Here is a 24,774-nt window from a genome sequence, read left to right on the forward strand (position 1 = left end):
CTCTTTCTTTCTAAATTTTAAATTAACATTGTGTAGCAGTGATAGCAACTAAGTTAGCGATATCATCAACTGAACAACCTCTTGATAAGTCATTTACTGGTTTTGCTAAACCTTGAACAACTGGACCATGAGCAGCAGCTCCTGCAAATCTTTGAACTAATTTGTATCCAATATTTCCTGATTGTAAATCTGGGAATACAAGTACATTAGCTTTTCCAGCTACTTTAGAGTCTGGCGCTTTTTTAGCTCCTACAGCTTCAACGATTGCAGCATCTGCTTGTAATTCACCATCAAATTCAAAATCAACATTTCTTTCTGTTAATAAGTCAACAGCATACTGTACTTTATCAACTAATGGGTGGTTTGCACTACCTTTTGTTGAGAAAGATAACATAGCAACTCTTGGGTCTAAACCAACAACTGATTTAGCAGTAGCAGCAGTAGCACTAGCAATATCAGCTAATTGTTCTGCATTTGGTTCTGGAATAACTGCACAGTCTGCAAATAAAATTAATCCATTGTCTCCAAATTTACCGTCAGCTGTTTCCATAATAAATGCAGATGAAACTGTATTTATTCCAGGAGCAGTTTTAATAACTTGAATAGCAGCTCTTAATACGTCAGCAGTAGGTGAGTTTGAACCAGCAACAAGTCCATCAGCTTCACCAAGTCTTACCATCATACAACCAAAAAATCTTGGTTCAGTAGTCATGATTTCTGTAGCTTCTTCTTTAGATAAATTTTTAGATTTTCTTAACTCTACTAATTCGTCAACATATCTTTCAATCCCATCGAATTTCTTAGGATCAATAATTGTTGCACCTTCGATTGAAGCTCCACATGAAGCAGCATCTGCTTTAATTTGTTCTTCGTTTCCGATTAAAACTACATTAGCAGTTTTTTCTTCTAAAACCTTTTGAGTAGCTTGTAGTACTCTTTCGTCTTCAGATTCTGGAAGAACAATAGTTTTAAGTTCTTTTTTAGCATTCTCTTTAATACTTTCTATTAAACCCATCAAGCGTCCTTTTTTATAAAATCAGTAAAAATTATAATATTCAAGCGTAGCATTAAAATAGCATTGCAGCGGCTAAAGTGAAAAAGTTTTATACATATTTATTATGTGTGTATAAAAGTAGTACATATCTTTTACATAAGGATAAATTTTTGTGTATTTTTTAGTAGGTGGTTAGAAAGTGGTTAGTAAAAGCATTACGCTTTTACTAAGTTATATGTGTCTTGTGCGATTACTAATTCTTCATTTGTTGGAATAATGAAGATCTTAGTTTTTGATGTATCTTTATTGATTTCTTTGATATCACATGATGTTCTATCTTTGTTTTTATCAGTATCAACTTCAATACCCATAAACTCTAATCCAGAACATACTTTTTCACGGATTAAATCAGCATTTTCACCAATACCTGCTGTGAAGCAAATAGCATCAACACCTTCAAGCATTCCTGCATATGAACAGATATACTTTTTGATTCTATTGCATTTCATATCAATAGTTGTTTTTGCTCTCTCATCACCATTTTCACAAGCTTCAATTACTTCTCTTAAATCAGAACTAATTCCAGATACTCCAAGAAGACCTGATTTTTTATTTAAATAGTTTGTTACTTCTTCTGCTGACATATTTTTCTTTTCCATTAAGTATGCCATAACACCTGGGTCAATATCACCTGATCTTGTTCCCATCATTAAGCCTTCTAAAGGAGTAAGTCCCATAGATGTATCAATTGATTTTCCATCTCTTACTGCACATACAGAAGAACCATTACCTAAGTGACATACAATGATTTTTGAGTCATCTTTATTTAAAACTTCTTTTGCTTTATTTGAAACATAATAGTGAGAAGTTCCATGGAATCCATATTTTCTTACACCATGGTCTTTGTAATCTTCATATGGAACAGCATACATATAGTTAGATGCAGGCATAGTTTGATGAAATGCCGTATCAAATACCGCTACATTCGGTTTTGTAGGTAAAATCTCTTTAGCAATTTCCATACCCATAATATTTGCAGGGTTATGTAATGGAGCTAAAGGAATTAACTCTTTTAATTTAGAGATAACATCATCATCAACAATAACAGAAGAGTTAAAATACTCTCCACCATGAACTACTCTATGACCGATAGCCTCAATTTCATCAATAGAGTCAATAACTTTTGTTTCCCCCGAAGTTAAAGTCTTTAATACAACTTCAATTGCCTCTTTATGAGTTGGCATATCTATCTCTTTTTTACTCTTTTTGCCTAAAGATTCATGTACAAGTTTTCCGTCTATTCCAATTCTTTCACATAGACCAGAAGCAAGCACTTCACCAGACTCAGGTTTCATAAGTTGATATTTAAGTGAAGAGCTACCTGCGTTTAATACAAGAACTAACATTAGCACACCTTTTTTTGAATTTGGAGCATTATATCAAAAAGATGTGTCAATGATATGTAGTTACTTTACTTTCACTTTTGCTTGATTTTTTAATTTTAGAAACATCATAGCCGTCATAATGGCGTCATTATAGGCATCATGCTTTCCTAAAGGAGGAATTTTCAGCTCTTTTAAAATAGTGTCAAATCTTAGGTCTATGTTACTTTGTGGAATAGCTTCAATCTTCCAGTCGTGATAAATAGCAGAAACTTCATAGGCTTTATTAGGAAGTTTTATTCCTAATTTTGGTTTTAGATACTTATTTATCATAGCAATATCAAACTCTAAGTAGTAACCAACAAGTTTTCTGCTTCCAATAAACTCCAAAAACTCTTCAATTACAGTATCAATATTTCCAGCTTCTAGTAAATCACACTCTCTTATATGGTGTACTTTGATAGCATCCACTTGAAGTTTTGTTTCTGGTTTTACAAATCTAACAAACTTTTTACTTGAAACAATAGTATTATTTTTTATAATAACAGCTCCAATAGAAATGATATCGTCTTCTAAAGGATTTAAGCCCGTAGTTTCACAATCAAAACAGACAAACTCTTCATCTATTGGTCTCTCAAAAAGGTATGAAAACTTTTCATCTTTCAGGTTTTTTCTATTAAAATAGTTTTTTAGTTTATTAAACATAGTTCAACTTATAGTGATTTTCTAGTTTTTTCTTTAACTTGTTTACAATTTTAAAGCTATCTTTTAATAAATCTTTTTCCATAGTTGTTAAAGTATCAGGGTCTATGTAGTTATCAATTACTTGTCCTGAATCTAGTTTTTCAATATTTGATTTTAGTTTTAATGTACATAGATAATTAAAGGCTTCAGTTAACTCATCGGCAAACTCTTCAGTGAATACCTTTTTATCTGTTAACTCTTTTATTCTTTTAAGAGTATTTGCACGCATTAGTTTATTTTCTAATGAAAGGGCTCTAACTCCTTGAACAACAATAAAGATACCACCTCTTTTTATATCAAGTTCATGTTCGTGCTCTTTATTTTTTGAATCAAAAACAAAGCCATCAAAGAAACCTAAAGGAACATCAAAGTCCATAACAATTTTGGCAAAATGCATATAGAAACTTTTTGAGTCAGAACAAACTTTAAACATATATTGTTTTAAATCATCTAAAAGTTTTCTATCTCCTGAAGCACAAATAGCATCATAAAAAATTGCTAAATTCATATAGCTGTCTTGCTCTGGTTTATTAATCCAGTCATAGATTAAGTCTTTAAACTCTTGTTTTGTTCTACACCAATAAGGGTTTGAAAGCATGATATTCCCTTCACATCTAGGGAAACCAAAGTCAACTAAAGTTTCAGTATATAAAGAAGTGAATTTTTGTAATTCTTCTTTTGAAATTGTACACTCATCAGATACAATAAGAGCATTATCTTGGTCTGTTTTTAAAACCTGTTCCCCTCTACCTTCACTTCCCATTACTATTAATGAAGATTTTCCAATTAATTCTTCTGGTGCTAACATAATGAAAAGTTTATTCATTACTTTTCTATTTAATTGATTGATTAATTTAGAAATGAATGAAACTTTTACACCTTTTGCATATAAAGATTTAATGATTTTTAGTAACGACTGACTAGCAACTTTTAATTCTTCAACTGTATTTGCCCTTGTAATTTCATTTGATACAGAGAAAGTGTGAGTTGCAAAGAAAGAAGATAAAGAGATTTGGTCTAAAATACCAACAATTTTATCATCATTATTTTTTACAACTAATCTTTTTAATCCATGTTTTGTCATTAGAAGTTGAGCATTAAATAAAAAGTCATTTTCATTTACATATCTTAAACCAGAGTTAGAGATTTTTCCAACACTTTCATCAAAACTCATTCTATTTAAAATCACTTTTTCCCTAAAATCTGAGTCAGTAACAATGTGTATCTCTTTATTTTCATCTTCAAGTAATAAAGTAGGCACTTTTACTTCTTTTAGTTTTGTAACCGCATCAAAAATAGAAGTTTCAAAAGGTAAAATAAGTGCTTCATGTACTCTTGCATCTTTCACTTTTGCAATCATTAAATTTGCAAGCTCTTTATTTTTTTCGTGGTGAACATTTCCATTTAGTTTTTGTGAAATAGATTGAAAGAAAAAACTCTCTAAAGTAGAGTTCTCATGCAAGACTTTAATAAATATTTCCCTTGGTAGGGTATAACAAATAGTCTCTTCTTTTGTGACAAACTTATGTTTAGAAAAGTTTTCTATAAGTGAAACAGAATCAAAAAACTCTTGATTTGAATAAAAAGATAAAACCTCTTTCTCTTCATTTTTTTCTTGTACAATACCTTTTATAATAAAGTATAAAAACTCTGGCTCTTGTGAAACATTTTGAATGATTTTGTCTTTTTTTAAGTAGACAATATCAAGGTTGTCTGCGAAGTACTCTAATTGAGATTTTGTAAGTTTATCAAAGGGGTGAATTGCTTTTAAAAAGGTTACTTGTTCTTGTATGCTCATATTTAAGTCTCTATTATTAATTTATTAATTCATTATATTGAAATTAATAATAAAAACCTTTAAAACCAAAGAGAAAATCTCTTTGATTTTAAGTATTAGTGGTCAACTGCTCCTGCTGCACCAATACCTGTATTTGCTCTAATGTTTTGAGCTCTAAATAATTCTTTTTCTGCTTTTCCTCTTTCTGAGTTATCTACTTTAGAGAAGAACCAGATTGAAATAAATGCAACTGTTACTGAGAATAATGCTGGGTGTTTATAAGGGAATAAAGCTTCTTCATTTCCTAAAATTTGTACCCATACAATTGGTCCCACAATTACTAAAGTAACCGCTGAAATAAGACCACATAAACCACCTAAGAATGCACCTCTAGTAGTTAATCCTCTCCAGTAAATTGATAAGAAAAGAATTGGGAAGTTTGCAGATGCTGCAATACCAAATGCTAATCCAACCATATATGCAATATTTTGTTGTTCAAATGCAATACCTAAGATTACACCAACAATACCAACAACAACAACTGTAACTTTTGAAATTTTAACAACTTGCTCATCTGTAGCATTTGGATTAATTACATTTGAGTAAAGGTCGTGTGAAATAGCCGATGCTCCTGATAATGTAAGTCCAGATACAACTGCTAAAATTGTAGCAAATGCAACTGCTGAAATAAATCCTAAGAATGCATTTCCACCTAACATATGTGATAAGTGAATAGATGCCATATTGTTTCCACCAAATAGTTTACCATCTGCAAAATATTGTGCTCCTGCATCTGTATTTAAGAATGCAATTGCTCCAAATCCAACGATAGTAATAATAACCCAGAAGTAACCAACAAAACCAGTTGCATAAACAACAGATTTTCTAGCTTCTTTTGCATTACCAACAGTAAAGAATCTCATAAGTACGTGAGGAAGACCTGCTGTACCAAGCATTAAAGCCATACCTAAAGAAATAGCTGAAATTGGGTCAGAAATAAATCCACCTGGTGCAAGAATTGATTCACCATCTTTGTGGTTTTCAGTAGCTGCTACAGCTAAACTTTCAAAGTTGAAGTCAAACTGCCATAAAACCATGATTGCCATGAAAGAAACCCCAGAAAGAAGTAAACAAGCTTTGATAATTTGTACCCAAGTAGTTGCTAACATACCACCAAAAGTAACATAAATAATCATCATAACCCCAACTAAGATTACTGCAAATTCATACTCCATACCAAAAAGTACTTGAATAAGTTTTCCTGCACCAACCATTTGTGCAATAAGATATAAAACTACAACTGAAAGTGTCCCGAATGCAGCTAGTGTTCTAATCTCTTTTTGACTTAATCTATAAGCAGCGATATCAGCAAAAGTAAATTTACCTAGGTTTCTTAATTTTTCAGCCATAAAGAAAAGAATAATTGGCCAACCAACTAAGAATGATACTGCATAGATAACACCATCATAACCTTTTAAGTAAATAAGTCCAGATACACCAAGGAATGCAGCAGCAGACATATAGTCACCTGCAATTGCTAAACCGTTTTGGAAACCAGTGATTCCCCCACCTGCAGTATAGAAGTCACTTGCAGATTTAGTTCTTCTTGCAGCCCAAACTGTTAAACCTAAAGTACCAGCAATAAAAACAAAGAACATAATAATCGCTGGGATATTAAGATCTCTTTTTGTTGCTTCAAAACTTGCATCACCTGCAGCAAAAGCAGTTAATGCAAAAACAGAAATTAGTGCTAATATTTTAAACATTACATTAAATCCTTTACATCATCTTTAATATCGTTAGTTAAGTCTTCAAACTCACCATTTGCTCTTTTCACATAAACAAGTGTAGTTAAGAAACTTATTACTAAGATAGCTAATGCAATAGGAAATGCAATTGTAGTCATTCCTTCACCAATTTTAGTAGCTAATACCTCTTTGTTAAATGCAATTGTTAAAATATATGCATAAAACATTACAAGTACAAAGATACCAAGTTTGATACCTAAACCAGTTCTTTTAGAAACTAGTTCTTGATATTTAGGATTGTTTTCAATCCTTTCAACTAATTCGTCCTTCATCTTTTCCCCTTCTATCAATCTACCCTTATTTACTAACAAATAAGATAAACTAATATTTATAATTTGTTTAGTAATAAGCTACGCTAATGGGTAGCATCAACATAGCATAACAAACAAATTAAATTATACATGGAAAAAAATTAATTTAAACAAAAATTGTACATTAAAAGTAAAAAAAATTAGAAGTTTGTAGAAAGGTAGCAAAGAAATAGCAGTGCAAAATGCCTAAGTATTGGGCTTTATGATAGTTTTTTGTTCAAAGAGAGTATTTAAACTCTCTTTGATGTACTAAAACTGTACAAAGTGTACTTTTAGTGATCAACTGCTCCTGCAGCTCCGAAACCAGTTTGAGCTCTAATATTTTGAGCCTCAAATGCTTTCTCTTCATCTTTTGCTCTTTGAGATTTATCAGTAACTGAGAAGAACCAAATTGCAATGAATGCTGCTGATACAGAGAATAGTGCAGGGTGTTTATATGGGAATAAAGCTTCTTTATTTCCTAAAATATCTACCCAAACAATTGGCCCAATAACAACTAGAATTACTGCTGTAGCTAAACCAACAATACCACCTAAGAAAGCACCTCTTGTAGTTAACTTTCTCCAGTAAATTGATAAGAATAGAATTGGGAAGTTAGCAGATGCAGCAATAGCAAATGCAAGACCAACCATAAATGCAATATTTTGTTGTTCAAACGCAATACCTAATACAACTCCAATAATACCAATTACAATAACAGCAATTTTAGAAACTCTAATTTCTTGCTCTTCTGTAGCATTTGTATTAATTACAGATGCATAAAGGTCATGTGAAATTGCAGATGCACCTGCTAGAGTAAGTCCAGCAACAACTGCTAAGATTGTAGCAAATGCAACAGCTGAAATAAATCCTAAGAAAATATTACCACCAACAATGTGTGATAAGTGAATTGCAGCCATGTTGTTTCCACCAAATAATTTTCCATCAACAAAGTATGCAGCACCAGCATCAGAGTTTAAGAAAACAATTGCTCCAAGACCAATTATTGCGATAACTAAGTAGAAGTAACCAATAAATCCAGTTGCATAAACAACAGACTTTCTAGCTTCTTTAGCATTTCCAACAGTAAAGAATCTCATAAGTACGTGTGGAAGACCAGCAGTACCAAGCATTAAAGCAAGACCTAAAGAAATAGCTGAAATTGGGTCAGAAATAAATCCCCCTGGCTCCATAATTGCTTGACCTTTTTCGTGTGATTCAACAGCTTTTGTAGCTAATGCTTCAAAAGAGAATCCAAAATGGCTTAATACCATGAATCCCATGAATGATACACCTGAAAGAAGTAAAACTGCTTTAATAATTTGTACCCAAGTAGTTGCAAGCATACCACCAAATGTAACGTAAATAATCATCATTACACCAACTAATAGTACTGCATACTCATACTCTAATCCAAATAATACTTGAATAAGTTTACCTGAACCAACCATTTGTGCAATAAGATATAAAGTAACAACTGCTAATGAACCAAATGCAGCTAATGTTCTAATCTCTTTTTGACCTAATCTAAATGCAGCAATATCTGTAAAAGTAAATTTACCTAAGTTTCTTAATCTTTCAGCTAATAAGAATAAAATTACTGGCCATCCAACTAGGAATCCAACTGCATAAATTAAACCGTCATAACCACTTAAGTAAACAAGTCCTGAAATACCAAGGAATGATGCTGCTGACATATAATCCCCAGCAATTGCCATACCATTTTGGAAACCAGAAATACCACCACCAGCAGTATAGAAGTCACTTGCAGACTTAGTTTTCTTAGCTGCCCAATAAGTAATACCTAAAGTACCACCAACAAAAATGAAGAACATAATGATTGCTGGAATATTAAGTTCTCTCTGTGATGCTTCAAAGTTCGCATCACCTGCTGCAAATACTGCAACAGCAAAGATTGATAAAAGTGCTAATATTCTAAACATTATAACTCATCCTTTACATCTTGTCTTACTTGATCAATTAAGTCTTCAAACTCACCATTTGCTTTTTTTACATAAATTAATGTTGTAAAAAAACTAACTATAATAATAGCTGCCGCTACAGGGAATGCTATTGTCATTACACCTTCTCCAGTTTTAATTCCTAAAACAGATGGTTCAAATGCAATAGTTAAGATGAATGCATAAAAAATTGCAAGTACAAAGATTGCAAGTTTTAATGCTAAACTAGACCTTTTTTTAACTAAGTCTTGGTAACTTGGATTAGCTTTAATTTTAGCTACTAATTCGTCATTCATAGTCGTCCTTTCTAAGATAATATTTCTATGTATTATATTTTGATAATTTATAATCAAAATAATAATTCATAAAAAACATTTGAATATTATACATGAGAATGAATAGAGAATGAAATTTTAGTTGACTATTAAGTCAAGTTTAAGTGAAGAAAGCCCCTAAGTAACGATTTGTTACATGTAAAAATAGCATTAACGTAGCATGCTATTTTGATGCTATGTTGGTGCTATTTTAATGCTACGATAAAGCTATTTTACCCAGTATAAAAAGTAGAATTTGCTGGAGATAAATCTCTTAATTTTAAGAAAATCATTGATGTCATAATTGCATCATTTAGTGCATCATGTTTTCCAAGTTCTGGAATATCTAATTCCTTTAAAATTGTGTCAAATTTTAAGTCCACAAATTCGTAATCTGAACTCCTTTTTTTTGTTTTAAAATACATTGATGATACTTCAACTTGTCTATTTGGAAGAGATACTCCAATTAGTTCTTTTGTATATTTTGATATCATCGCAATATCAAATTTAATGTAATATCCTACAATAGGTCTATTTCCTATAAATTCTAGAAGTTCAAGGATTGCATCTTTTGGGTCTTGGCCATTTTCTAAATCAATAGGTCTAATTTGATGTATTTTAATTGACTCTTCTGTAATTTTCATTGATGGTTTAACAAAAATATTTAGTGTCTTTCTCATTAAAACTTTATTCTTTTTTATATGAACTGCCCCAATAGAAAGGATTTCATCTTTTCTTGGATTTAGTCCTGTTGTTTCACAATCTAAACAAACATATTCATCTTTTGGTGGATCATCAAATAGATATTCATACTTCTTATTTAGAAGTTTTTTCTTTCGCCATGAATTAATAAAGTTCTTAAACATTATGAAATCTTATCAATTTTGAATGTGTAAGTTATAAACTTTTTAAAGTTATTAACAATCTTGAAAGAATCTTTTAGTAAATCTCTTTCGATTTTACCTAGACTGTGTGTATCAACTTCATTGTCAATCTCTTTTCCATCTTGAAGTTTTTGTAAATGAGCTTTTAGTCTTAAAGTATTTAAAACTTCAAAAGCTTCTAATAATTCACTAGCAGTTTCATCTTCTAAAACTTTCATTTCTCGCAAGATTTGAATTCTTTTAACAGTAGTTGTTTCTCTAATTCTTTCTCTAAGACTTAAACTTCTAATTCCTTGAACAATAGGGAATACACCTGTTTTTTTAACATCAATATTATAGGTTTTAGTCATGAAGTTTGCTACTGTACTTGGGGTATCAAAAGTTAAAGTTGCTTTTGCAAAATATGCCATAAATACATCTTTATCATGTAGTTTATTAAATAAATCATCTTTTAGATTAATTAATAACTCTTTATCTCCTGCAACTGCAAATGAGTCAAAGAAGATTGCTAAATCCATATAGTTTTGCATATCTGGGGCTTGAATCCATCTTGCAGTCTCTTTTTTATACTCTTCAACTGTTTTACACCAAAATGGATTTGATACCATAATATTACCTTCACAAGGAGGGTATCCAAAGTCAATAAGTGTATCAGTTATCTCTTGCATATATGGTCTATATTGTTCTACATCAACTCCATTTTTAACTACTAATGCATTGTCTTGGTCAGTTTTTATAATTTGTTCATTTCTTCCTTCACTTCCCATAACTATAAGACAAGCATCTTTTTGAAGTTCCTCTGGAACAATAAATTTATAAATCTTTTTATAAACTTTTGTATTTAATTGTCCAATTAAACTTGAAATATGATTTACTTTTACACCTTTTGCATTAAGTGTTTTTACTGTATCAACTAACTCTTCACTTGCTTGTTTTAAATCTTTTAATGTTTTAGCATTTTTGATTTTTGAATCAACAACATAAGTATGATTTGCAAAATGAGATAATACGTCAATTTGTTCTAAAATACCTAGAATCTCACCTTTTGAGTTTACAACTCCTACTCTTTTTATATTTTTTTTGATTAATAAAGTAAGTGCTTCAAAAAGGTAATCATCAAGATTTACACTTAAAATTGGGAAGATAGCAATCTCTTCAACAGGAATATTTAAATCTCTACCTTCTAATAAAACTTTTATTTTAAGTAAGGAGTCTGTAATAATTCCATGCTCATTGTTCTCACCTCTTACTATAATTGTTGAAGTATTTCTTTGCATTGATTCATCAATTGCATCAATAAGCTTTGTTCCTTTTTCAACAATACAAGGTGGATGTAAAATAGTATCTTCAACTTTTGCAATCATAAATGAAGATAGTTCTGAGGTATACTCTTTATCTTTTAGTGTTTGAAATTTATTAACTAAATTGTTTAAAAAGAAGTTTTTAAAGCCATCATTTTTTTCAATTAGTTCAAGGAATATATCTTTTTCAATTTCATAACAAATCAGGTCTTCATAGACTTTAAAAGAGTTTTTAGTTTTTCCATAGATTAAAGAGTTCGCATCAAATGAGTCTTGATAGTGAAAGTCCATAAGAACTTGGTCTTCATTATACTCATGAACAATACCTTTAATGATTACAAAAAAATGATTAGGTATTTTTTCAGGTGTTATAAGAACTTCACCTTTTGCATAGTATGCAATATCCATATGTCTAATACAATGGTCCATTTGTTCTTCTGTTAACAATTCAAAAGGGTGAATGTTTGAAAGAAAAGCTTTTTGATCTCTAAGACTCATATGAGAATCCTTTATAATATTTTTTTAGATTATTATATTGTATGACACAATCTCTTATAGTAATGTAAAAAAATATTTTATTTTTAAAGTAAAAAAAAAGCCAACCCGAAGGTTGACTTTTGAAGGCTTAGTGATCGTGTGCCTCACCAGCGTTATTTGGAAGTCTAATAGATTCTACTAGATCTTGAATATGCTGTGGTGGCTCAGGAGTCATTCTAGATACTACAAGAGCTACAATTAAGTGTAACACTGTACCAATTGTACCAATACCTGTTGGGTGAATTCCTAAGAAGTAATCTTCTGGATTTCCACCTAAGAATACAAAGTAAATAATGTATCCGAATGTAAAGATTAGACCAGTTAAAATACCAGCAATCGCACCTTCTTTGTTCATTCTCTTATCAAATACCCCAAGGATAATTGTTGGGAAGAATGCTGCTGCAGCTAGACCGAATGCAAATGCAACAACCTGTGCAACGAAACCTGGAGGGTTAATTCCTAAGTATCCTGCAATACAAATTGCAACTACTGCTGAAACTCTTGCCCACATTAATTCTGATTTCTCAGTTAATTTAGATTTTCCAGTTTCTGGATCTCTAAAGATTACTTGACCCATTAAGTCATGTGAAATTGCTGAAGCAATTACAAGTAATAGACCTGCTGCTGTAGATAATGCTGCTGCAAGACCACCAGCTGCGATGAATGCAATTACCCAGTTAGGTAAGTTAGCAATCTCAGGGTTGGCAAGTACCATGATATCTCTATCTACATAAAGCTCATTTTCAATTTTTCCAGTGTTAGCTGCTGGTTTACCGTTAGTAGTAACTCTTTCACCATGCTCACCAACTTTTTCACCATCAAATGAAGGTTTACCTTTTGGTCCATCAAATGCTGCACCTGGTGCATATTGGATTTTTCCATCACCATTTCTATCAGTCCAAGCAATTAATCCACCATTTTCCCAAGTTTTAAACCAGTTACCATTATTTGGAGTTCCATCAGCATGCTTTAATTCTCCGTTAACAAATGCTGAATACTCAACATTTTGAACGTTTTTGATTAAGTTTAATCTTGAGAACGCAGATACAGCTGAAATAGTTGTATACATAATAGCAATGAATACTAATGCCCAACCAGCAGAAATTCTAGCATCTTGTACAGTTGGAACTGTAAAGAATCTAACAATAACGTGTGGAAGACCAGCAGTACCAAGCATTAATGCAGTTGTTAACATGAACATGTTCCATAAGTTACCTGGCTCAGTATATGCTTTGAATCCTAAATCAGTAACAGCAGAATCAAGTGCATGTAACAGATAGGTCCCTTCAGGAATAGCTTTTACACCATCATGGAATTCAAATACAGTTGTTCCAAATACACCTAATTGTGGTAAGAATGTATCAGTTACTTGTAATGATAAGAAAATTGCAGGAATCATATATGCAAAAATCATAACAACATATTGTGCAACTTGTGTATAAGTAATACCTTTCATCCCACCAAGTACTGAGTAGAAGAATACAATTGCCATACCAATAACAACACCTGTATTTACATCAACTTGTAAGAATCTAGAGAATACAATACCAACCCCTCTCATTTGTCCAGCAACATATGTGAACGAAACGAAGATAACAGCAACAACTGCAACAGTTCTTGCTACATTTGAGTAGTATCTATCACCTACGAAATCAGGTACTGTAAATTTACCAAATTTTCTTAAGTAAGGAGCTAATAACATAGCAAGTAGAACGTATCCACCTGTCCAACCCATTAAGTAAGCACCACCATCAGAACCTTTAAATGCAATGATACCTGCTAATGAAATGAATGAAGCAGCTGACATCCAGTCTGCAGCAGTTGCCATACCATTTGCTACTGGGTGAACACCTCCACCAGCTACATAGAAATCTTTAGTAGATCCTGCTTTTGCCCAAAGTGCAATACCAATATAAATTGCAAATGAAATACCTACAAATAGGTAAATTAATGATTGTAATTCCATCTTATAAATCTCCTATTCGTGTACGCCATATTTTTCGTCAATTGCACCCATTTTTGCTACATATACAAAAATTAGGACTACGAAAACATAGATAGACCCTTGTTGGGCAAACCAGAAACCTAATTTAACACCACTGATTTCAATAGTATTAAGTTCATTTATGAATAAAATTCCACAACCGAAAGAAACAACAAACCAAACAACTAATAGTTTAAGGATTGTAGAAATATTTTCTTTCCAATAAGCTTGAGCTTTTTCTGGACTCATAAGTACTCCTTTTTAAGTTTTACTAAAAAGTAAATCCTTTTCAGTAATTCAACATTGTAAGTATAATAACAGTTTGTAGCAAAAGGGTAGCAATTAAAAAAAAATCATAAAAAAATTTATATTTCGTAGGATTAACGTAGCATTTAGGCTCTTAAAGAGCCTAATTAAGGGATTTATTAAACAGAATAATATCTGTCAATTTTGTAGCCTAAACCTCGGATATTTTTGATAAAATCCTCTTTTAGTGCTTTTTTAAGTCTTGAAATTTCTGCTCTTATTGTAGGATTATCAATATTTTCCCCACCCCAGATGTCAACTCTAAATCTCTCAAAGTCTACAATCATATTGATGTTAAGTGCCAAAATATGGATAATATCTAGCTGTTTTTTAGTAAGTGTTTGTGGTTCACCATTAAAATAAAGAGTTTTTTCATTCTTTGAATAAGAGTAGTTTTCTGAAAATCTTATATGAGTAGTATTGTTTTGGTCTTTTTTAAGAATTTGGTTTATTTTTATACCTAACTCTTCTAAATGAAAAGGTTTTTTAATGTACTCTCTACAACCTAAATCATATGCTCTTGTAATATCTTCAATATCTAATAAAGCTGATATGTATATTGTAGGAATGTAGATTTTTTTATCATTGAGTTCTTGTAGAATTTCAAAGCCATCTTTTTTGGGTACATTTATATCTAGTATAAGTAAATCATAACTAGTATCAACATTTTCGATAACATCTTCACCATTTGTGAAACTCTCAACCATGTGTCCGATATCTTTTAAATATTCAGATATCGCATTGTTTAACATTATTTCATCTTCAAGAAGTAGTATTTTCATTTATTCTAAACCTATACGTAAATTTTGTATCTTTATCGTTTGAATCAAGATTAATTATAACTAAATTTTTATCACATATTTCTTTTACAATTCTTAGCCCTAAACCAAAGCCACCACGAGAATTGTTCTCTCTATAAAAGTCGCTAAATATCTTTTCTTTATTTTCAATCATCTCAGAGTTTGTTTTTACAGAGAACTCAACAATTTCATCATTAAAGTAAGATAGTCTTATATAAATAGGTGATTTCGGTTTTGAGTATTTTATAGAGTTTGAAATATTATTATCAACTATTCTTTGTAATTCAGTATGATTAAATTTAATATATATATCTTCTTCAATATTATTAATAAAGTATAAATCATTTGCTTTTGCGATTGAATCAAAGAAATTAAGTCTTTCGATTAAATATTCTGAGAAGTTAATATACTCTTTTGGATATTCAACTCTATCTTTTTTAATTAAATATGATAAATCATCATAAATGTATTGTATTATCTTTGCTCCACTTTCAATATTAGCAATATATTTATTAGTTGGAGTGTGTCTTTTTAATAAATCAATATTTGTTCTAATAATAGATAAAGGGGTATTTACTTCATGAACTGAATTCTTTAAAAATTTTTTTTGTGACTCTAAAAGGTTACTTAATGCCTTTGTTTGTTCATCAACTTTTTCTTCTAGGTGTTTATTTAAACCCTCAAGCATTTGGTTTTTATCTTTTATATTATGCATTGCATCATATGCATAGTTTGCAATAACTTTAAACTCTCCAAAGATAAGTCTGTTTTGACTTATTCTAGTATCTGACTTCTGTGTCTCTTTAAAGTATCTTCCTATCTCTTTTACGTCATTTACAATTAAAATTGTGGCATTCTTATATATAAAGATTGAATAAAGAACTAACATAATAGTTAATGATAATATTTGAAGAATATAGTTTGAGATTTTTTCATCGTGCTCTTTTTTCTTCTCTTTGATAAGTGCATCAATTTCATCTAAGTAGATACCTTTTCCAATAGTCCAGTTCCAAGGTTTATATGATAAGGCATAAGATATTTTTAGAGCTTCATCTTTTAATTCGGGTTTATACCAAATATATTTTACAAAACCACCATTTTTCTTTTGAGAGATATCAACAAGTTCTTTAATTACTCTTTTTCCTGTTGGGTCTGTAAATTCATAAAGGTTTTTACCTATGTTGTTTCTTGAAATAGGGTAGTATACTGATGTTCCTTCAAAGTCATATATAAATACATAGTCATTTATATTTTCAACTTCTCTCATCATCTCTATTGCATGAAGAACATCATTTTTGATTTCTTGTTCTGTTTTAGTATCTTTGTATTTATTGTGATAGTAATCTATAAACTTAGTTGTTTTTCTTATATCAGCTTCTATTAAATCTTTTTGTTTTGAAAAATAGTCATTTTTCATTATTTGAATTTTTTCATTAAAATCATCAAAAGCATTGTCAATAATAATAAAAGTAAATGACGATGTTAAAAAGATAATAAAAATGATACTGTAAAGAATTAGGTGGTATAAAGATTTTGCACGGATCATTATTTAAGTATTCCTTGATTTTAATAACAAAAAAGGATATCTAAAAAATAATAAATAGTTTATAAAAAAATGTAGGAAATGTGTAAATAAGAAGTGGCGCGGTTGAAGGGACTCGAACCCTCGACCTCCTGCGTGACAGGCAGGCATTCTAACCAACTAAACTACAACCGCACAACTTAAAAATGGTGGTCGATAGTGGACTCGAACCACTGACATCTACCTTGTAAGGGTAGCGCTCTACCAACTGAGCTAATCGACCAAATGTATGGTGACCCCTAGGAGACTCGAACTCCTGTGACATGGATGAAAACCATGGATCCTAACCGCTAGATGAAGGGGCCATACAAAATAAGATTTAAAATAACTGGTGACCCGTGAAGGATTCGAACCTTCGGCCACCTCCTTAAAAGGGAGATGCTCTACCAGCTGAGCTAACGGGTCAAATAAAATAAAAAATGGCGCGGTTGAAGGGACTCGAACCCTCGACCTCCTGCGTGACAGGCAGGCATTCTAACCAACTAAACTACAACCGCAACATTTGATAATGGTGGTCGATAGTGGACTCGAACCACTGACATCTACCTTGTAAGGGTAGCGCTCTACCAACTGAGCTAATCGACCAAATGTATGGTGACCCCTAGGAGACTCGAACTCCTGTGACATGGATGAAAACCATGGATCCTAACCGCTAGATGAAGGGGCCATACAAAATAAAATTTAAAATAACTGGTGACCCGTGAAGGATTCGAACCTTCGGCCACCTCCTTAAAAGGGAGATGCTCTACCAGCTGAGCTAACGGGTCTTTAGCCAATTTTGAAGTTGTTCTTCTTAAATTGGACTGGAATTATAATAGGTTTTTTTTTATTTGTCAAGGGTTTTTCGAAAAAATTTTGAAATTTTTTCAAAACTTTTTTCTGCAGCCTTATTTTGAACCTCATTTCTTACCCCAGAAAAGTGAAATATTTCAATATCTTTACCTTCTTGAAGTCCCATTATACCGATAACAACTGTTCCAACTGGTTTGCTTTTTGTTCCACCATCTGGTCCAGCAACTCCACTTACAGCAATTGCATAGTCTGCATCAAATTTTTTTATTGCACCTTCTAACATCTCTTCAACAACTTGAATACTAACAGCACCAAATTTTTCTAGAGTCTCTTTTTTTACATTTAATTCTTGTGATTTTATTTCATTAGAGTATGAAACAATTGCACCATTGAATATATTTGAAGATCCTGTGATTTCTGTGATTTTAGAAGCAATAAGACCACCTGTGCAACTTTCAGCTGTTGTAATAGTCTTTTTGTGAAGTTTAAGCAGGTTTTGCAGTTCCTGCATATCTTGTTGAGTAAACATTGTATTTATATACTATTATATATGTATATATTAAAGATAACTAATAGGAAAAATCCTATTAGTCTTCTTTTTCTGTTAATTCGTCTAAGAACTTATCTTGATCGAATGTTAAATTAAGATATTCTGCAACAATTTTAATATCTCTCTCTGCATTACCTAAACAAGATGTAGCACCTGGAGATGGAGTCATATTAAATAAGATTCCATCACCTGGATTAATAGAAGCTTCACCTAACATAAGTTTTTGCTCTTTTTTATCAAGTACTTGTGGTCTAACTCCACCAAAGCCTTTTGCATACTCAATATCATCTGTACTTAATGAAGGAACAATTTTTCTTGCATCTTTAACAAAAAGACCTTTATTGATTCCTGGAACTTCAAATAAGAAGTTTCTAAATACATAATTTCTGATTTCTGAATCTTTTAATAAGTCCCAGAAGATTTTGATAGTATCTCCACCAATGTTCATAGTTTTTAAACATTCAAAGAAAGATTTACCACCTTTATATCTTTCAAGTACTGCAAGTGCTAATGCAGTTGGTCCAAATCTAGTTTTTCCATCACAAAGAATATCTGGGTCTCCATGAAGGGCTGCAAATGGAAGTTTTGGATTTTGTACCATATAAACTTTACCATTTAGGTATGTATCATTAGTAATATAGAAAGATCCAGCCATAGAAAGTGATCCCATGTGTTTTCCATATCCCATTTTATGTGCAAGGTGTAATGAGTGAGCACCTGCATTTACAACTACGAAGTCAGCAGTATAAACTGAACCACTTGTTGTAGTAATTTTATATTTGTCACCTACTTTTTCAATTTCATCTACTCTAGCGTTGAAATAAACGTCAGTTTCAACACCTTCTTGTTCTTGTCCAGCTTTAACTAATTCTTTAGTCATCTCTCCAAAATCAACTGTAGTATACTCACTTTGAGTACCCATTGCTAAAATTGGTTCTGGTCTATCTTTTGTTCTTTCTTTATCTGCATATACTAATAAAGGTTCTTTTTCTCTTAGGTCTTCTTTATCCCATAACTCTAAATAAGGGAATAACTCTTTAAACTCTTCATATCTATTTTTAATAAATTCAACTTCTTTTTCACCTACACCTAAAGCCATCTTTTGATGAGCAAACATGATTTTATCTTGAAGCCCATATTGTAAACAGAACTTTTCAATCATTTTTGCAGTTCTTTTTGTAATCTTAGCTTTATCTAAAGTATAGTTAGTTTCAATATCACCTACGTGAATAGTTTGAGAGTTACTTGTTCCTTTAGAGTTTAATGTTGCTAAGTCTTCATATTTCTCTAAAATACATACACTTTTAGCATCTGTATATCTAGCGATTTCGTAGAAAAGTGCAGCACCAGAGATTCCACCACCTACAATTGCAACTTGATAATGTTTTGTACTCATATTAATTTATTCCTATCATAGTTTATTTTTGCAAAAAATTTTAACACATTTAACTTCATATTGTATTATAATTTTTAGCAAAGGGACTTTTCTTAAAGAAAATATGCGTAATAGTAACATTTTATTGATTTTTCTTCAATTTTTTCTATACTCAAAATGTGTACAAGTGAAATAAAATATATCTTTTTTGCTTAATAAATTTTTGATATGTACACTTTTTGTACAAAAAAATAACTTTATTATATTTATAAGTCTATGTTATAAGAAAAGTAAGACTTAGTGATTTTTCTAAAGTTTTTAACTTATTCAAAATTAAATATCCTTTAGATATAATCGGCGATTTATATAAAGATAATAGAAATTGAGTTAATAAGGTATTAAAATGGATTATAAAGAGAGTTTACTTTTACCAAAAACAAAGTTTCCTATGAGAGGGAACTTACCGCAAAATGAACCAAAAAAATATAAACTTTGGGATGAAGCTAAAGTTTATGACAGAATGAAGCAGAACAGAAAAGGTGCTCCTTCGTTTACTCTACATGATGGACCTCCATATGCAAATGGTCACATTCATATTGGACATGCATTAAACAAAGTTCTAAAAGATATTATCGTTAAGTATCACTACTTTGATGGAAAATCAGTTAGATATGTTCCAGGTTGGGATTGTCATGGTCTACCAATTGAGCAAAAAGTTGAAGAAAAAATTGGAAGTACTAAGAAAAAAGAGCTTCCTAAATCTAAAATTAGAGAACTTTGTAGAGCACATGCTAGTAGATTTATTGATATTCAAAGAGATGAATTTAAAAAGCTTGGTGTATTAGGTGATTGGGATAACCCATATTTAACTATGGACTTTAAATTTGAAGCAAATATCTATAGAGAGCTTTGCGCAATTGCACAACAAGGTTTATTAGTTCAAAGATCTAAGCCAGTTTATTGGTCATGGGCAGCTCAAACTGCACTAGCAGAAGCTGAAGTTGAGTATGAAGATAAAACTTCACCATCTATTTATGTTGCATTTAAACATGAAAAACTTGATGCTTCAGTTATTATTTGGACAACTACACCATGGACACTTCCTGCAAATACAGGTATTGCATTAAATGGTGAAGAAGAGTATGTTTTAACTAGTGATAAATTTATTGTTGCTAAAAAATTATATAACTCTTTAATTGAAGAAGAAGTTATCAAAGGTGATATTGTAGATTCTATAAATCCAAAAGATTTAGAAAACTCTCATGCTATTAATCCATTAAATGGAAGAGAATCTAAAATTATCCTTGGTGAACATGTTGAGATGGAAGCTGGTTCTGGTGCAGTTCATACAGCTCCTGGTCATGGTGAGGATGACTACAAAGTAGGTCTTAGATATGGACTTGATGTTATCATGCCAGTTGATGCTTATGGTAAATATGATGAAACAATTGTAAGAGAAAAATTATTCCATGATACAGATAAATATCTTGGACTTCATGTATTTAAAGCAAATGAACTAATTTTAGAAGAGTTAGGTGATGCTTTACTTAAACATGTAGATATTAGACACTCTTATCCACATTGTTGGAGAACACATAAGCCTATTATCTTTAGAGCAACTAAGCAATGGTTTATTTCTATTGATGATGAGTATGGTGAGCAAAACAAAACTCTTAGACAAAATGCACTTGATGTAGTTGAAAATCTAACATTCTACCCAGAGTGGGGAAGAAATAGATTAAAATCAATGCTTGATGGAAGACCTGATTGGTGTATTTCTAGACAAAGAGACTGGGGTGTGCCTATTGCATTCTTTAGAAATAAAAAGACTGATGAAATCATCTTCGATGAAAAAGTTCTTAACTTCACAGCTATGGTATTTGAACAAAAAGGTTGTGATGCTTGGTATGACTTACCAATTGAAGAGTTATTATATCCTGGAAGTGGATTAAACCCAGAAGATTTAGAAAAAACTATGGATATTTTAGATGTATGGTTTGATTCTGGCTCTACTCAAAATGCAGTACTTAGAAGTAGAAACTATGATGCGGGAACATTCCCTGCTGATATGTATTTAGAAGGAAGTGACCAACATAGAGGTTGGTTCCAATCTTCACTTTTAACTACATTAGCTTCACAAGAAATAGCTCCTTATAAATCAATTTTAACTCACGGGTTTACAGTTGATGAAAAAGGTGAGAAAATGTCTAAATCAAAAGGAAACGTAGTTGCTCCTGATAAAGTTATGAAGCAATATGGTTCTGAGATTTTAAGATTATGGGTTGCAATGAGTGATTATCAAAGTGATTTAAAAATCTCTGATAATATCTTAAAACAAAATGCAGAGCTTTATAGAAAAATCAGAAATACTGCAAGATTCCTTTTAGCAAATGTTGATGATTTAGATGTAATTGTTGATGTTGAAAAAATGGGTAGCTTAGATACTTGGATTTTAAATAAAGCTAAAAAAGTATTTGATGAGATTGAAGAGTCATTTGCAGTTTATGAGTTCTCAAAAGGTCTTAATAAACTAAATAACTTCTTAGTAGTAGATTTATCTGGTATCTATTTAGATGTATGTAAAGATAGACTATATTGTGATGACAAAAATGATATTCACAGAAGAAGTTCTCAAAGTGCTATGGCAATTATTGCTAAAAAATTAATCTCAACTCTTTCTTGTATCTTAACATATACAATGGATGAGTTATTAGAGTTTGCACCAGAAGTAATCAAAGGTGAGACTAAAGATATTTTTGACTTTGAAAAGTTAGTATTACCAACAGTTGAAAGTAAACTTAACGAAGAAGTTTTATTAAAAGCAAAAGAAAAGTTTTCTGAAGCAATTGATACACTTAAAAAAGATAAGATTATTAAATCAACACTAGAACTTCAAATAGTTACTTCTTCTGAAGATGTTTTATCTTTAGGACAAACAGAAGCAAGTGATTGGTTCTTAGTAAGTTCTGTTTCAAATGAGGCTTCTTCAACTGAAGAGTTAGCAAGTTTTGAGATAGATGATATTAAATTTACAGTTTCTAAAGCAGCGCAAGAAAAATGTCCAAGATGTTGGAAATTTACATCTGTAAATGAAGAAACACTTTGTTCAAGATGTGAAAGTGTGTTGAATTAATGTTTGAATCTGAAGTAACATTAAACTTTATATTTTCTACAATAGCAGTAATCTTAGCGATTTCTGCTATTGGAGTTGTTTATGTTAACAAAAAGAGTAAAAAAGGTAAATAGATTATGATGCCATTTTCAGATGAAGATTTAAGACCACCAGTTAGCAATATTATTGAAACAAAAGTTTCTCCAATGTTAGCACGTGATGGTGGGGCAATAGAATTATTAGATATTATTGATGGAAGAGTATTTGTACAACTACAAGGTGCTTGTGTAGGATGTAGTGCAAGCTCTAGTACTCTAAAGTTTATTGTAGAAAAAGAGTTAAAAGCTGCAATACATCCAGAGCTACAAATAGTAAATGTACCACAAGGTATGGAAAACAATCTACAGGAGCTTTAATGATAAATGAGAATAGATTATTTAATGAAGCTAATAGACATTTTTTAGATAAAAATTTTGAAAAAGCTTTATTTATATATTCACAACTATCATCAAATTTTCCAACAAATAAAGAGTATCCTATTTATGCTCTTTTTTGCGATATTGCTAGTGAAGATGAACAAAAAGCAATGTCTCTTTATGACTACTTCTCAGTAGCAAAAGATGAAAATATAGAAGAAGCAATAGCCTATGTAGAAGATGTAGTAAATGCATATGATGGTGATATGGATAAGATGATGGATATTCTACAAGAATTAAGTTCATCAACTATAGATTCACTTGATGCTATTAAATATGAAGACTTTAAAAGACTTATTGATTCAAGGGGTTCATTCAGAGTAGCTTTTGAAGATATTATGTTTTCTACTAAAGTTGCAATTGAATCAAAAGAAGACTTCTTTGACTTTGTAGATAAATTAATTGAAAACGATTTTAACAGTACAGCTTATTCATATTTAGATGGATTTAATGACTATTTTTCATATGATTCAAAAATAGAAGAGCTATATAAGAAACTAGAAGAGAAAAAACTTGCAACTAATCATAAATAATAAAATATATACTGACAACTCAAAAGAGGCAGTTTCTGGAACAGTTTTTGTTCAATCAAAGCAAAATGAAAAATTTGTAGATGATGCTATAGCAAATGGTTGTGAAAAAGTAATCAAAGCAACTGAGCTTAAAGAGCATTTTGATATGAGTTCTATAAAGGTAATTGGTATTACTGGAACAAATGGAAAAACAACAACTGCAGGAGCTATTTATTCTATTCTTTTAGATTTGGGATATAAAGTAGCTTTACAAGGTACAAGAGGGTTTTTTATAAATGATGAGAGAGTTGAAGAGTATACTTTAACTACTCCTGTACAACTTGGAAACTTTGCTCATATTCAAAAAGCAATAGAAAATGAGTGTGAGTTTTTTGTAATGGAAGTAAGTTCCCATGCAATTGAGCAAAAAAGAATTGAAGGTTTAGAGTTTGAACTTAAGATTCATACAAATATTACAAGAGACCATTTAGATTATCATAAAACAATAGAAGAGTATATCAATATTAAAAACTCTTTTTTTGATGATGATAGTAAAAAGCTAATAAACAAAGATGATAAGGTAGTTAAATTTAATCCTACAAATGCATTAACTTACTCTTTAGAAAATCCATCAACTTATAAAGTTAACGCATACTCTTTCAAAAATGGAACTAATGTAATGTTCTCTAAAATAGAAGAGATGTACTCTTATTCATCTTCTTTAATGGGAATATTTAATATCTACAATTTAACAGCAGCAATTGCAGCGGCTGATATGGTTACAGAAAAAAGCTTAGATGAGATTTGTGCTGTAGTTGAAAACTTTGCAGGGGTTAGTGGAAGAATGGAAACAATTAGTACAGACCCTTTTGTTATAGTTGATTTTGCCCATACTCCTGATGGAATGAAAGAGGTTTTTGAAAGCTTTAATCATAAAAATATCATTGCAGTATTTGGTGCAGGTGGAAATAGAGATAAAGATAAAAGAGCAATAATGGGACAAATGGCAGCAAACTTTGCTAAAACTATTATTGTAACTAGTGATAACCCAAGATTTGAAGACCCTGATTTAATCATAGAAGATATCTGCAAGGGAATACAAAATAAAAATAATCTTTATATTGAGGTTAATAGAAAAGAGGCTATCAAAAAAGGTGTTGAACTTGCACGGCAAGATAAAGACTCAGTACTTTTAATCTTAGGAAAAGGTGATGAACCTTATCAAATCATCTACGATCAAAAAATGCCTTTAAGTGATAAAGAAGAGGTATTAAAACATTTAAACTAGAAGTA

The 24,774-nt window shown here is 31.1% G+C and carries 20 protein-coding genes and 8 tRNA genes; 4 read left to right on the forward strand and 24 right to left on the reverse strand.

Annotated features, from left to right (window positions below):
• Positions 1–22: 22 nt before the first annotated feature.
• The 24 genes from pta to CRV02_RS11615 form a co-directional block, all read right to left on the reverse strand.
• Positions 23–1,015 (reverse strand): phosphate acetyltransferase, encoded by a 993-nt coding sequence (pta, locus tag CRV02_RS11500; RefSeq protein WP_129085411.1) that lies wholly within the window; start codon positions 1,013–1,015, stop codon positions 23–25.
• A 194-nt stretch (positions 1,016–1,209) separates the two neighbouring features.
• A complete protein-coding gene (locus CRV02_RS11505; protein ID WP_129090450.1) occupies positions 1,210–2,400 on the reverse strand; it encodes an acetate/propionate family kinase in 1,191 nt (396 codons plus the stop codon).
• Positions 2,401–2,460: 60 nt separating this feature from the next.
• Positions 2,461–3,081, reverse strand: coding sequence for a 3'-5' exonuclease (locus tag CRV02_RS11510; protein WP_129090451.1), 621 nt, complete (start codon positions 3,079–3,081; stop codon positions 2,461–2,463).
• Positions 3,074–4,918: a putative nucleotidyltransferase substrate binding domain-containing protein gene (locus tag CRV02_RS11515; RefSeq protein ID WP_129090452.1), complete on the reverse strand. Its 1,845-nt coding sequence runs from the start codon at positions 4,916–4,918 to the stop codon at positions 3,074–3,076. The genes CRV02_RS11510 and CRV02_RS11515 overlap by 8 nt, the downstream gene beginning before the upstream one ends.
• 95 nt (positions 4,919–5,013) lie before the next feature.
• Complete coding sequence (locus tag CRV02_RS11520; protein ID WP_129090453.1) at positions 5,014–6,663, reverse strand: cation acetate symporter; 1,650 nt, start codon at positions 6,661–6,663, stop codon at positions 5,014–5,016.
• Complete coding sequence (locus CRV02_RS11525; RefSeq protein WP_129085416.1) at positions 6,663–6,977, reverse strand: DUF485 domain-containing protein; 315 nt, start codon at positions 6,975–6,977, stop codon at positions 6,663–6,665. The genes CRV02_RS11520 and CRV02_RS11525 overlap by 1 nt, the downstream gene beginning before the upstream one ends.
• A 311-nt stretch (positions 6,978–7,288) precedes the next feature.
• Entirely contained in the window at positions 7,289–8,938 is a 1,650-nt protein-coding gene (locus tag CRV02_RS11530) for a cation acetate symporter (protein WP_129090454.1), read from the reverse strand.
• Complete coding sequence (locus tag CRV02_RS11535) at positions 8,938–9,252, reverse strand: DUF485 domain-containing protein (protein WP_129085418.1); 315 nt, start codon at positions 9,250–9,252, stop codon at positions 8,938–8,940. Before CRV02_RS11535 ends, CRV02_RS11530 begins: the two co-directional genes overlap by 1 nt.
• Positions 9,253–9,503: 251 nt before the next feature.
• Positions 9,504–10,136: a 3'-5' exonuclease gene (locus CRV02_RS11540; RefSeq protein WP_129085419.1), complete on the reverse strand. Its 633-nt coding sequence runs from the start codon at positions 10,134–10,136 to the stop codon at positions 9,504–9,506.
• Positions 10,136–11,953 carry a DUF294 nucleotidyltransferase-like domain-containing protein gene (locus CRV02_RS11545; protein WP_129090455.1) on the reverse strand — a complete coding sequence of 606 codons (1,818 nt, stop codon included), beginning with the start codon at positions 11,951–11,953 and terminating at the stop codon, positions 10,136–10,138. Before CRV02_RS11545 ends, CRV02_RS11540 begins: the two co-directional genes overlap by 1 nt.
• 127 nt (positions 11,954–12,080) lie before the next feature.
• Positions 12,081–13,958 carry a sodium:solute symporter family protein gene (locus tag CRV02_RS11550; protein WP_129090456.1) on the reverse strand — a complete coding sequence of 626 codons (1,878 nt, stop codon included), beginning with the start codon at positions 13,956–13,958 and terminating at the stop codon, positions 12,081–12,083.
• A 12-nt stretch (positions 13,959–13,970) separates the two neighbouring features.
• Positions 13,971–14,225 carry a DUF4212 domain-containing protein gene (locus tag CRV02_RS11555; RefSeq protein ID WP_129085422.1) on the reverse strand — a complete coding sequence of 85 codons (255 nt, stop codon included), beginning with the start codon at positions 14,223–14,225 and terminating at the stop codon, positions 13,971–13,973.
• Positions 14,226–14,401: 176 nt separating this feature from the next.
• The gene (locus tag CRV02_RS11560; RefSeq protein ID WP_129085423.1) at positions 14,402–15,064 is read right to left on the reverse strand and encodes a response regulator transcription factor; all 663 of its coding nucleotides are present in this window, start codon (positions 15,062–15,064) and stop codon (positions 14,402–14,404) included.
• Positions 15,045–16,628 (reverse strand): cache domain-containing protein, encoded by a 1,584-nt coding sequence (locus CRV02_RS11565; RefSeq protein WP_129090457.1) that lies wholly within the window; start codon positions 16,626–16,628, stop codon positions 15,045–15,047. The genes CRV02_RS11560 and CRV02_RS11565 overlap by 20 nt, the downstream gene beginning before the upstream one ends.
• 94 nt (positions 16,629–16,722) lie before the next feature.
• Positions 16,723–16,799, reverse strand: a tRNA-Asp gene (locus CRV02_RS11570).
• Between the two features lie 12 nt (positions 16,800–16,811).
• A tRNA-Val gene (locus CRV02_RS11575) sits at positions 16,812–16,887 on the reverse strand.
• A 7-nt stretch (positions 16,888–16,894) separates the two neighbouring features.
• Positions 16,895–16,969, reverse strand: a tRNA-Glu gene (locus CRV02_RS11580).
• 24 nt (positions 16,970–16,993) lie between these two features.
• Positions 16,994–17,069: transfer RNA gene (locus CRV02_RS11585), tRNA-Lys, on the reverse strand.
• 15 nt (positions 17,070–17,084) lie between these two features.
• Positions 17,085–17,161: transfer RNA gene (locus tag CRV02_RS11590), tRNA-Asp, on the reverse strand.
• 12 nt (positions 17,162–17,173) lie between these two features.
• Positions 17,174–17,249: transfer RNA gene (locus tag CRV02_RS11595), tRNA-Val, on the reverse strand.
• 7 nt (positions 17,250–17,256) lie between these two features.
• Positions 17,257–17,331 (reverse strand) — tRNA-Glu (locus CRV02_RS11600).
• 24 nt (positions 17,332–17,355) lie between these two features.
• Positions 17,356–17,431 (reverse strand) — tRNA-Lys (locus tag CRV02_RS11605).
• A 59-nt stretch (positions 17,432–17,490) separates the two neighbouring features.
• On the reverse strand, positions 17,491–17,985 hold the full coding sequence (locus tag CRV02_RS11610) for a CinA family protein (protein ID WP_129090458.1): 495 nt from the start codon (positions 17,983–17,985) through the stop codon (positions 17,491–17,493).
• Positions 17,986–18,043: 58 nt separating this feature from the next.
• Complete coding sequence (locus CRV02_RS11615) at positions 18,044–19,402, reverse strand: FAD-dependent oxidoreductase (protein WP_129090459.1); 1,359 nt, start codon at positions 19,400–19,402, stop codon at positions 18,044–18,046.
• 382 nt (positions 19,403–19,784) lie between these two features.
• Here CRV02_RS11615 and ileS point away from each other — a divergent pair, with 382 nt between their 5' ends.
• The 4 genes from ileS (at position 19,785) to CRV02_RS11635 (ending at position 24,769) form a co-directional block, all read left to right on the forward strand.
• Positions 19,785–22,514 (forward strand): isoleucine--tRNA ligase, encoded by a 2,730-nt coding sequence (gene ileS, locus CRV02_RS11620; protein ID WP_129090460.1) that lies wholly within the window; start codon positions 19,785–19,787, stop codon positions 22,512–22,514.
• Between the two features lie 116 nt (positions 22,515–22,630).
• Complete coding sequence (locus CRV02_RS11625; protein WP_129006955.1) at positions 22,631–22,909, forward strand: NifU family protein; 279 nt, start codon at positions 22,631–22,633, stop codon at positions 22,907–22,909.
• Positions 22,909–23,502, forward strand: a complete 594-nt coding sequence (locus CRV02_RS11630; protein WP_129085428.1) for a hypothetical protein — start codon at positions 22,909–22,911, stop codon at positions 23,500–23,502. Before CRV02_RS11625 ends, CRV02_RS11630 begins: the two co-directional genes overlap by 1 nt.
• Positions 23,483–24,769: a UDP-N-acetylmuramoyl-L-alanyl-D-glutamate--2,6-diaminopimelate ligase gene (locus tag CRV02_RS11635; protein WP_129090461.1), complete on the forward strand. Its 1,287-nt coding sequence runs from the start codon at positions 23,483–23,485 to the stop codon at positions 24,767–24,769. The genes CRV02_RS11630 and CRV02_RS11635 overlap by 20 nt, the downstream gene beginning before the upstream one ends.
• Positions 24,770–24,774 lie beyond the last annotated feature (5 nt).

This window comes from Arcobacter sp. CECT 8989, assembly GCF_004116715.1.
Classification (GTDB): domain Bacteria; phylum Campylobacterota; class Campylobacteria; order Campylobacterales; family Arcobacteraceae; genus Halarcobacter.

Coding starts and splice junctions, on each gene's coding strand:
- pta (WP_129085411.1), bottom strand. CDS start 1,015: ATGGGTTTAATAGAAAGTATTAAAGAGAATGCTAAAAAAGAACTTAAA.
- CRV02_RS11630 (WP_129085428.1), top strand. CDS start 22,909: ATGATAAATGAGAATAGATTATTTAATGAAGCTAATAGACATTTTTTA.
- CRV02_RS11545 (WP_129090455.1), bottom strand. CDS start 11,953: ATGAGTCTTAGAGATCAAAAAGCTTTTCTTTCAAACATTCACCCTTTT.
- CRV02_RS11505 (WP_129090450.1), bottom strand. CDS start 2,400: ATGTTAGTTCTTGTATTAAACGCAGGTAGCTCTTCACTTAAATATCAA.
- CRV02_RS11530 (WP_129090454.1), bottom strand. CDS start 8,938: ATGTTTAGAATATTAGCACTTTTATCAATCTTTGCTGTTGCAGTATTT.
- CRV02_RS11550 (WP_129090456.1), bottom strand. CDS start 13,958: ATGGAATTACAATCATTAATTTACCTATTTGTAGGTATTTCATTTGCA.
- CRV02_RS11520 (WP_129090453.1), bottom strand. CDS start 6,663: ATGTTTAAAATATTAGCACTAATTTCTGTTTTTGCATTAACTGCTTTT.
- CRV02_RS11625 (WP_129006955.1), top strand. CDS start 22,631: ATGATGCCATTTTCAGATGAAGATTTAAGACCACCAGTTAGCAATATT.
- CRV02_RS11540 (WP_129085419.1), bottom strand. CDS start 10,136: ATGTTTAAGAACTTTATTAATTCATGGCGAAAGAAAAAACTTCTAAAT.
- CRV02_RS11525 (WP_129085416.1), bottom strand. CDS start 6,977: ATGAAGGACGAATTAGTTGAAAGGATTGAAAACAATCCTAAATATCAA.
- CRV02_RS11565 (WP_129090457.1), bottom strand. CDS start 16,628: ATGATCCGTGCAAAATCTTTATACCACCTAATTCTTTACAGTATCATT.
- CRV02_RS11510 (WP_129090451.1), bottom strand. CDS start 3,081: ATGTTTAATAAACTAAAAAACTATTTTAATAGAAAAAACCTGAAAGAT.
- CRV02_RS11560 (WP_129085423.1), bottom strand. CDS start 15,064: ATGAAAATACTACTTCTTGAAGATGAAATAATGTTAAACAATGCGATA.
- CRV02_RS11615 (WP_129090459.1), bottom strand. CDS start 19,402: ATGAGTACAAAACATTATCAAGTTGCAATTGTAGGTGGTGGAATCTCT.
- CRV02_RS11515 (WP_129090452.1), bottom strand. CDS start 4,918: ATGAGCATACAAGAACAAGTAACCTTTTTAAAAGCAATTCACCCCTTT.
- CRV02_RS11535 (WP_129085418.1), bottom strand. CDS start 9,252: ATGAATGACGAATTAGTAGCTAAAATTAAAGCTAATCCAAGTTACCAA.
- CRV02_RS11555 (WP_129085422.1), bottom strand. CDS start 14,225: ATGAGTCCAGAAAAAGCTCAAGCTTATTGGAAAGAAAATATTTCTACA.
- CRV02_RS11610 (WP_129090458.1), bottom strand. CDS start 17,985: ATGTTTACTCAACAAGATATGCAGGAACTGCAAAACCTGCTTAAACTT.
- ileS (WP_129090460.1), top strand. CDS start 19,785: ATGGATTATAAAGAGAGTTTACTTTTACCAAAAACAAAGTTTCCTATG.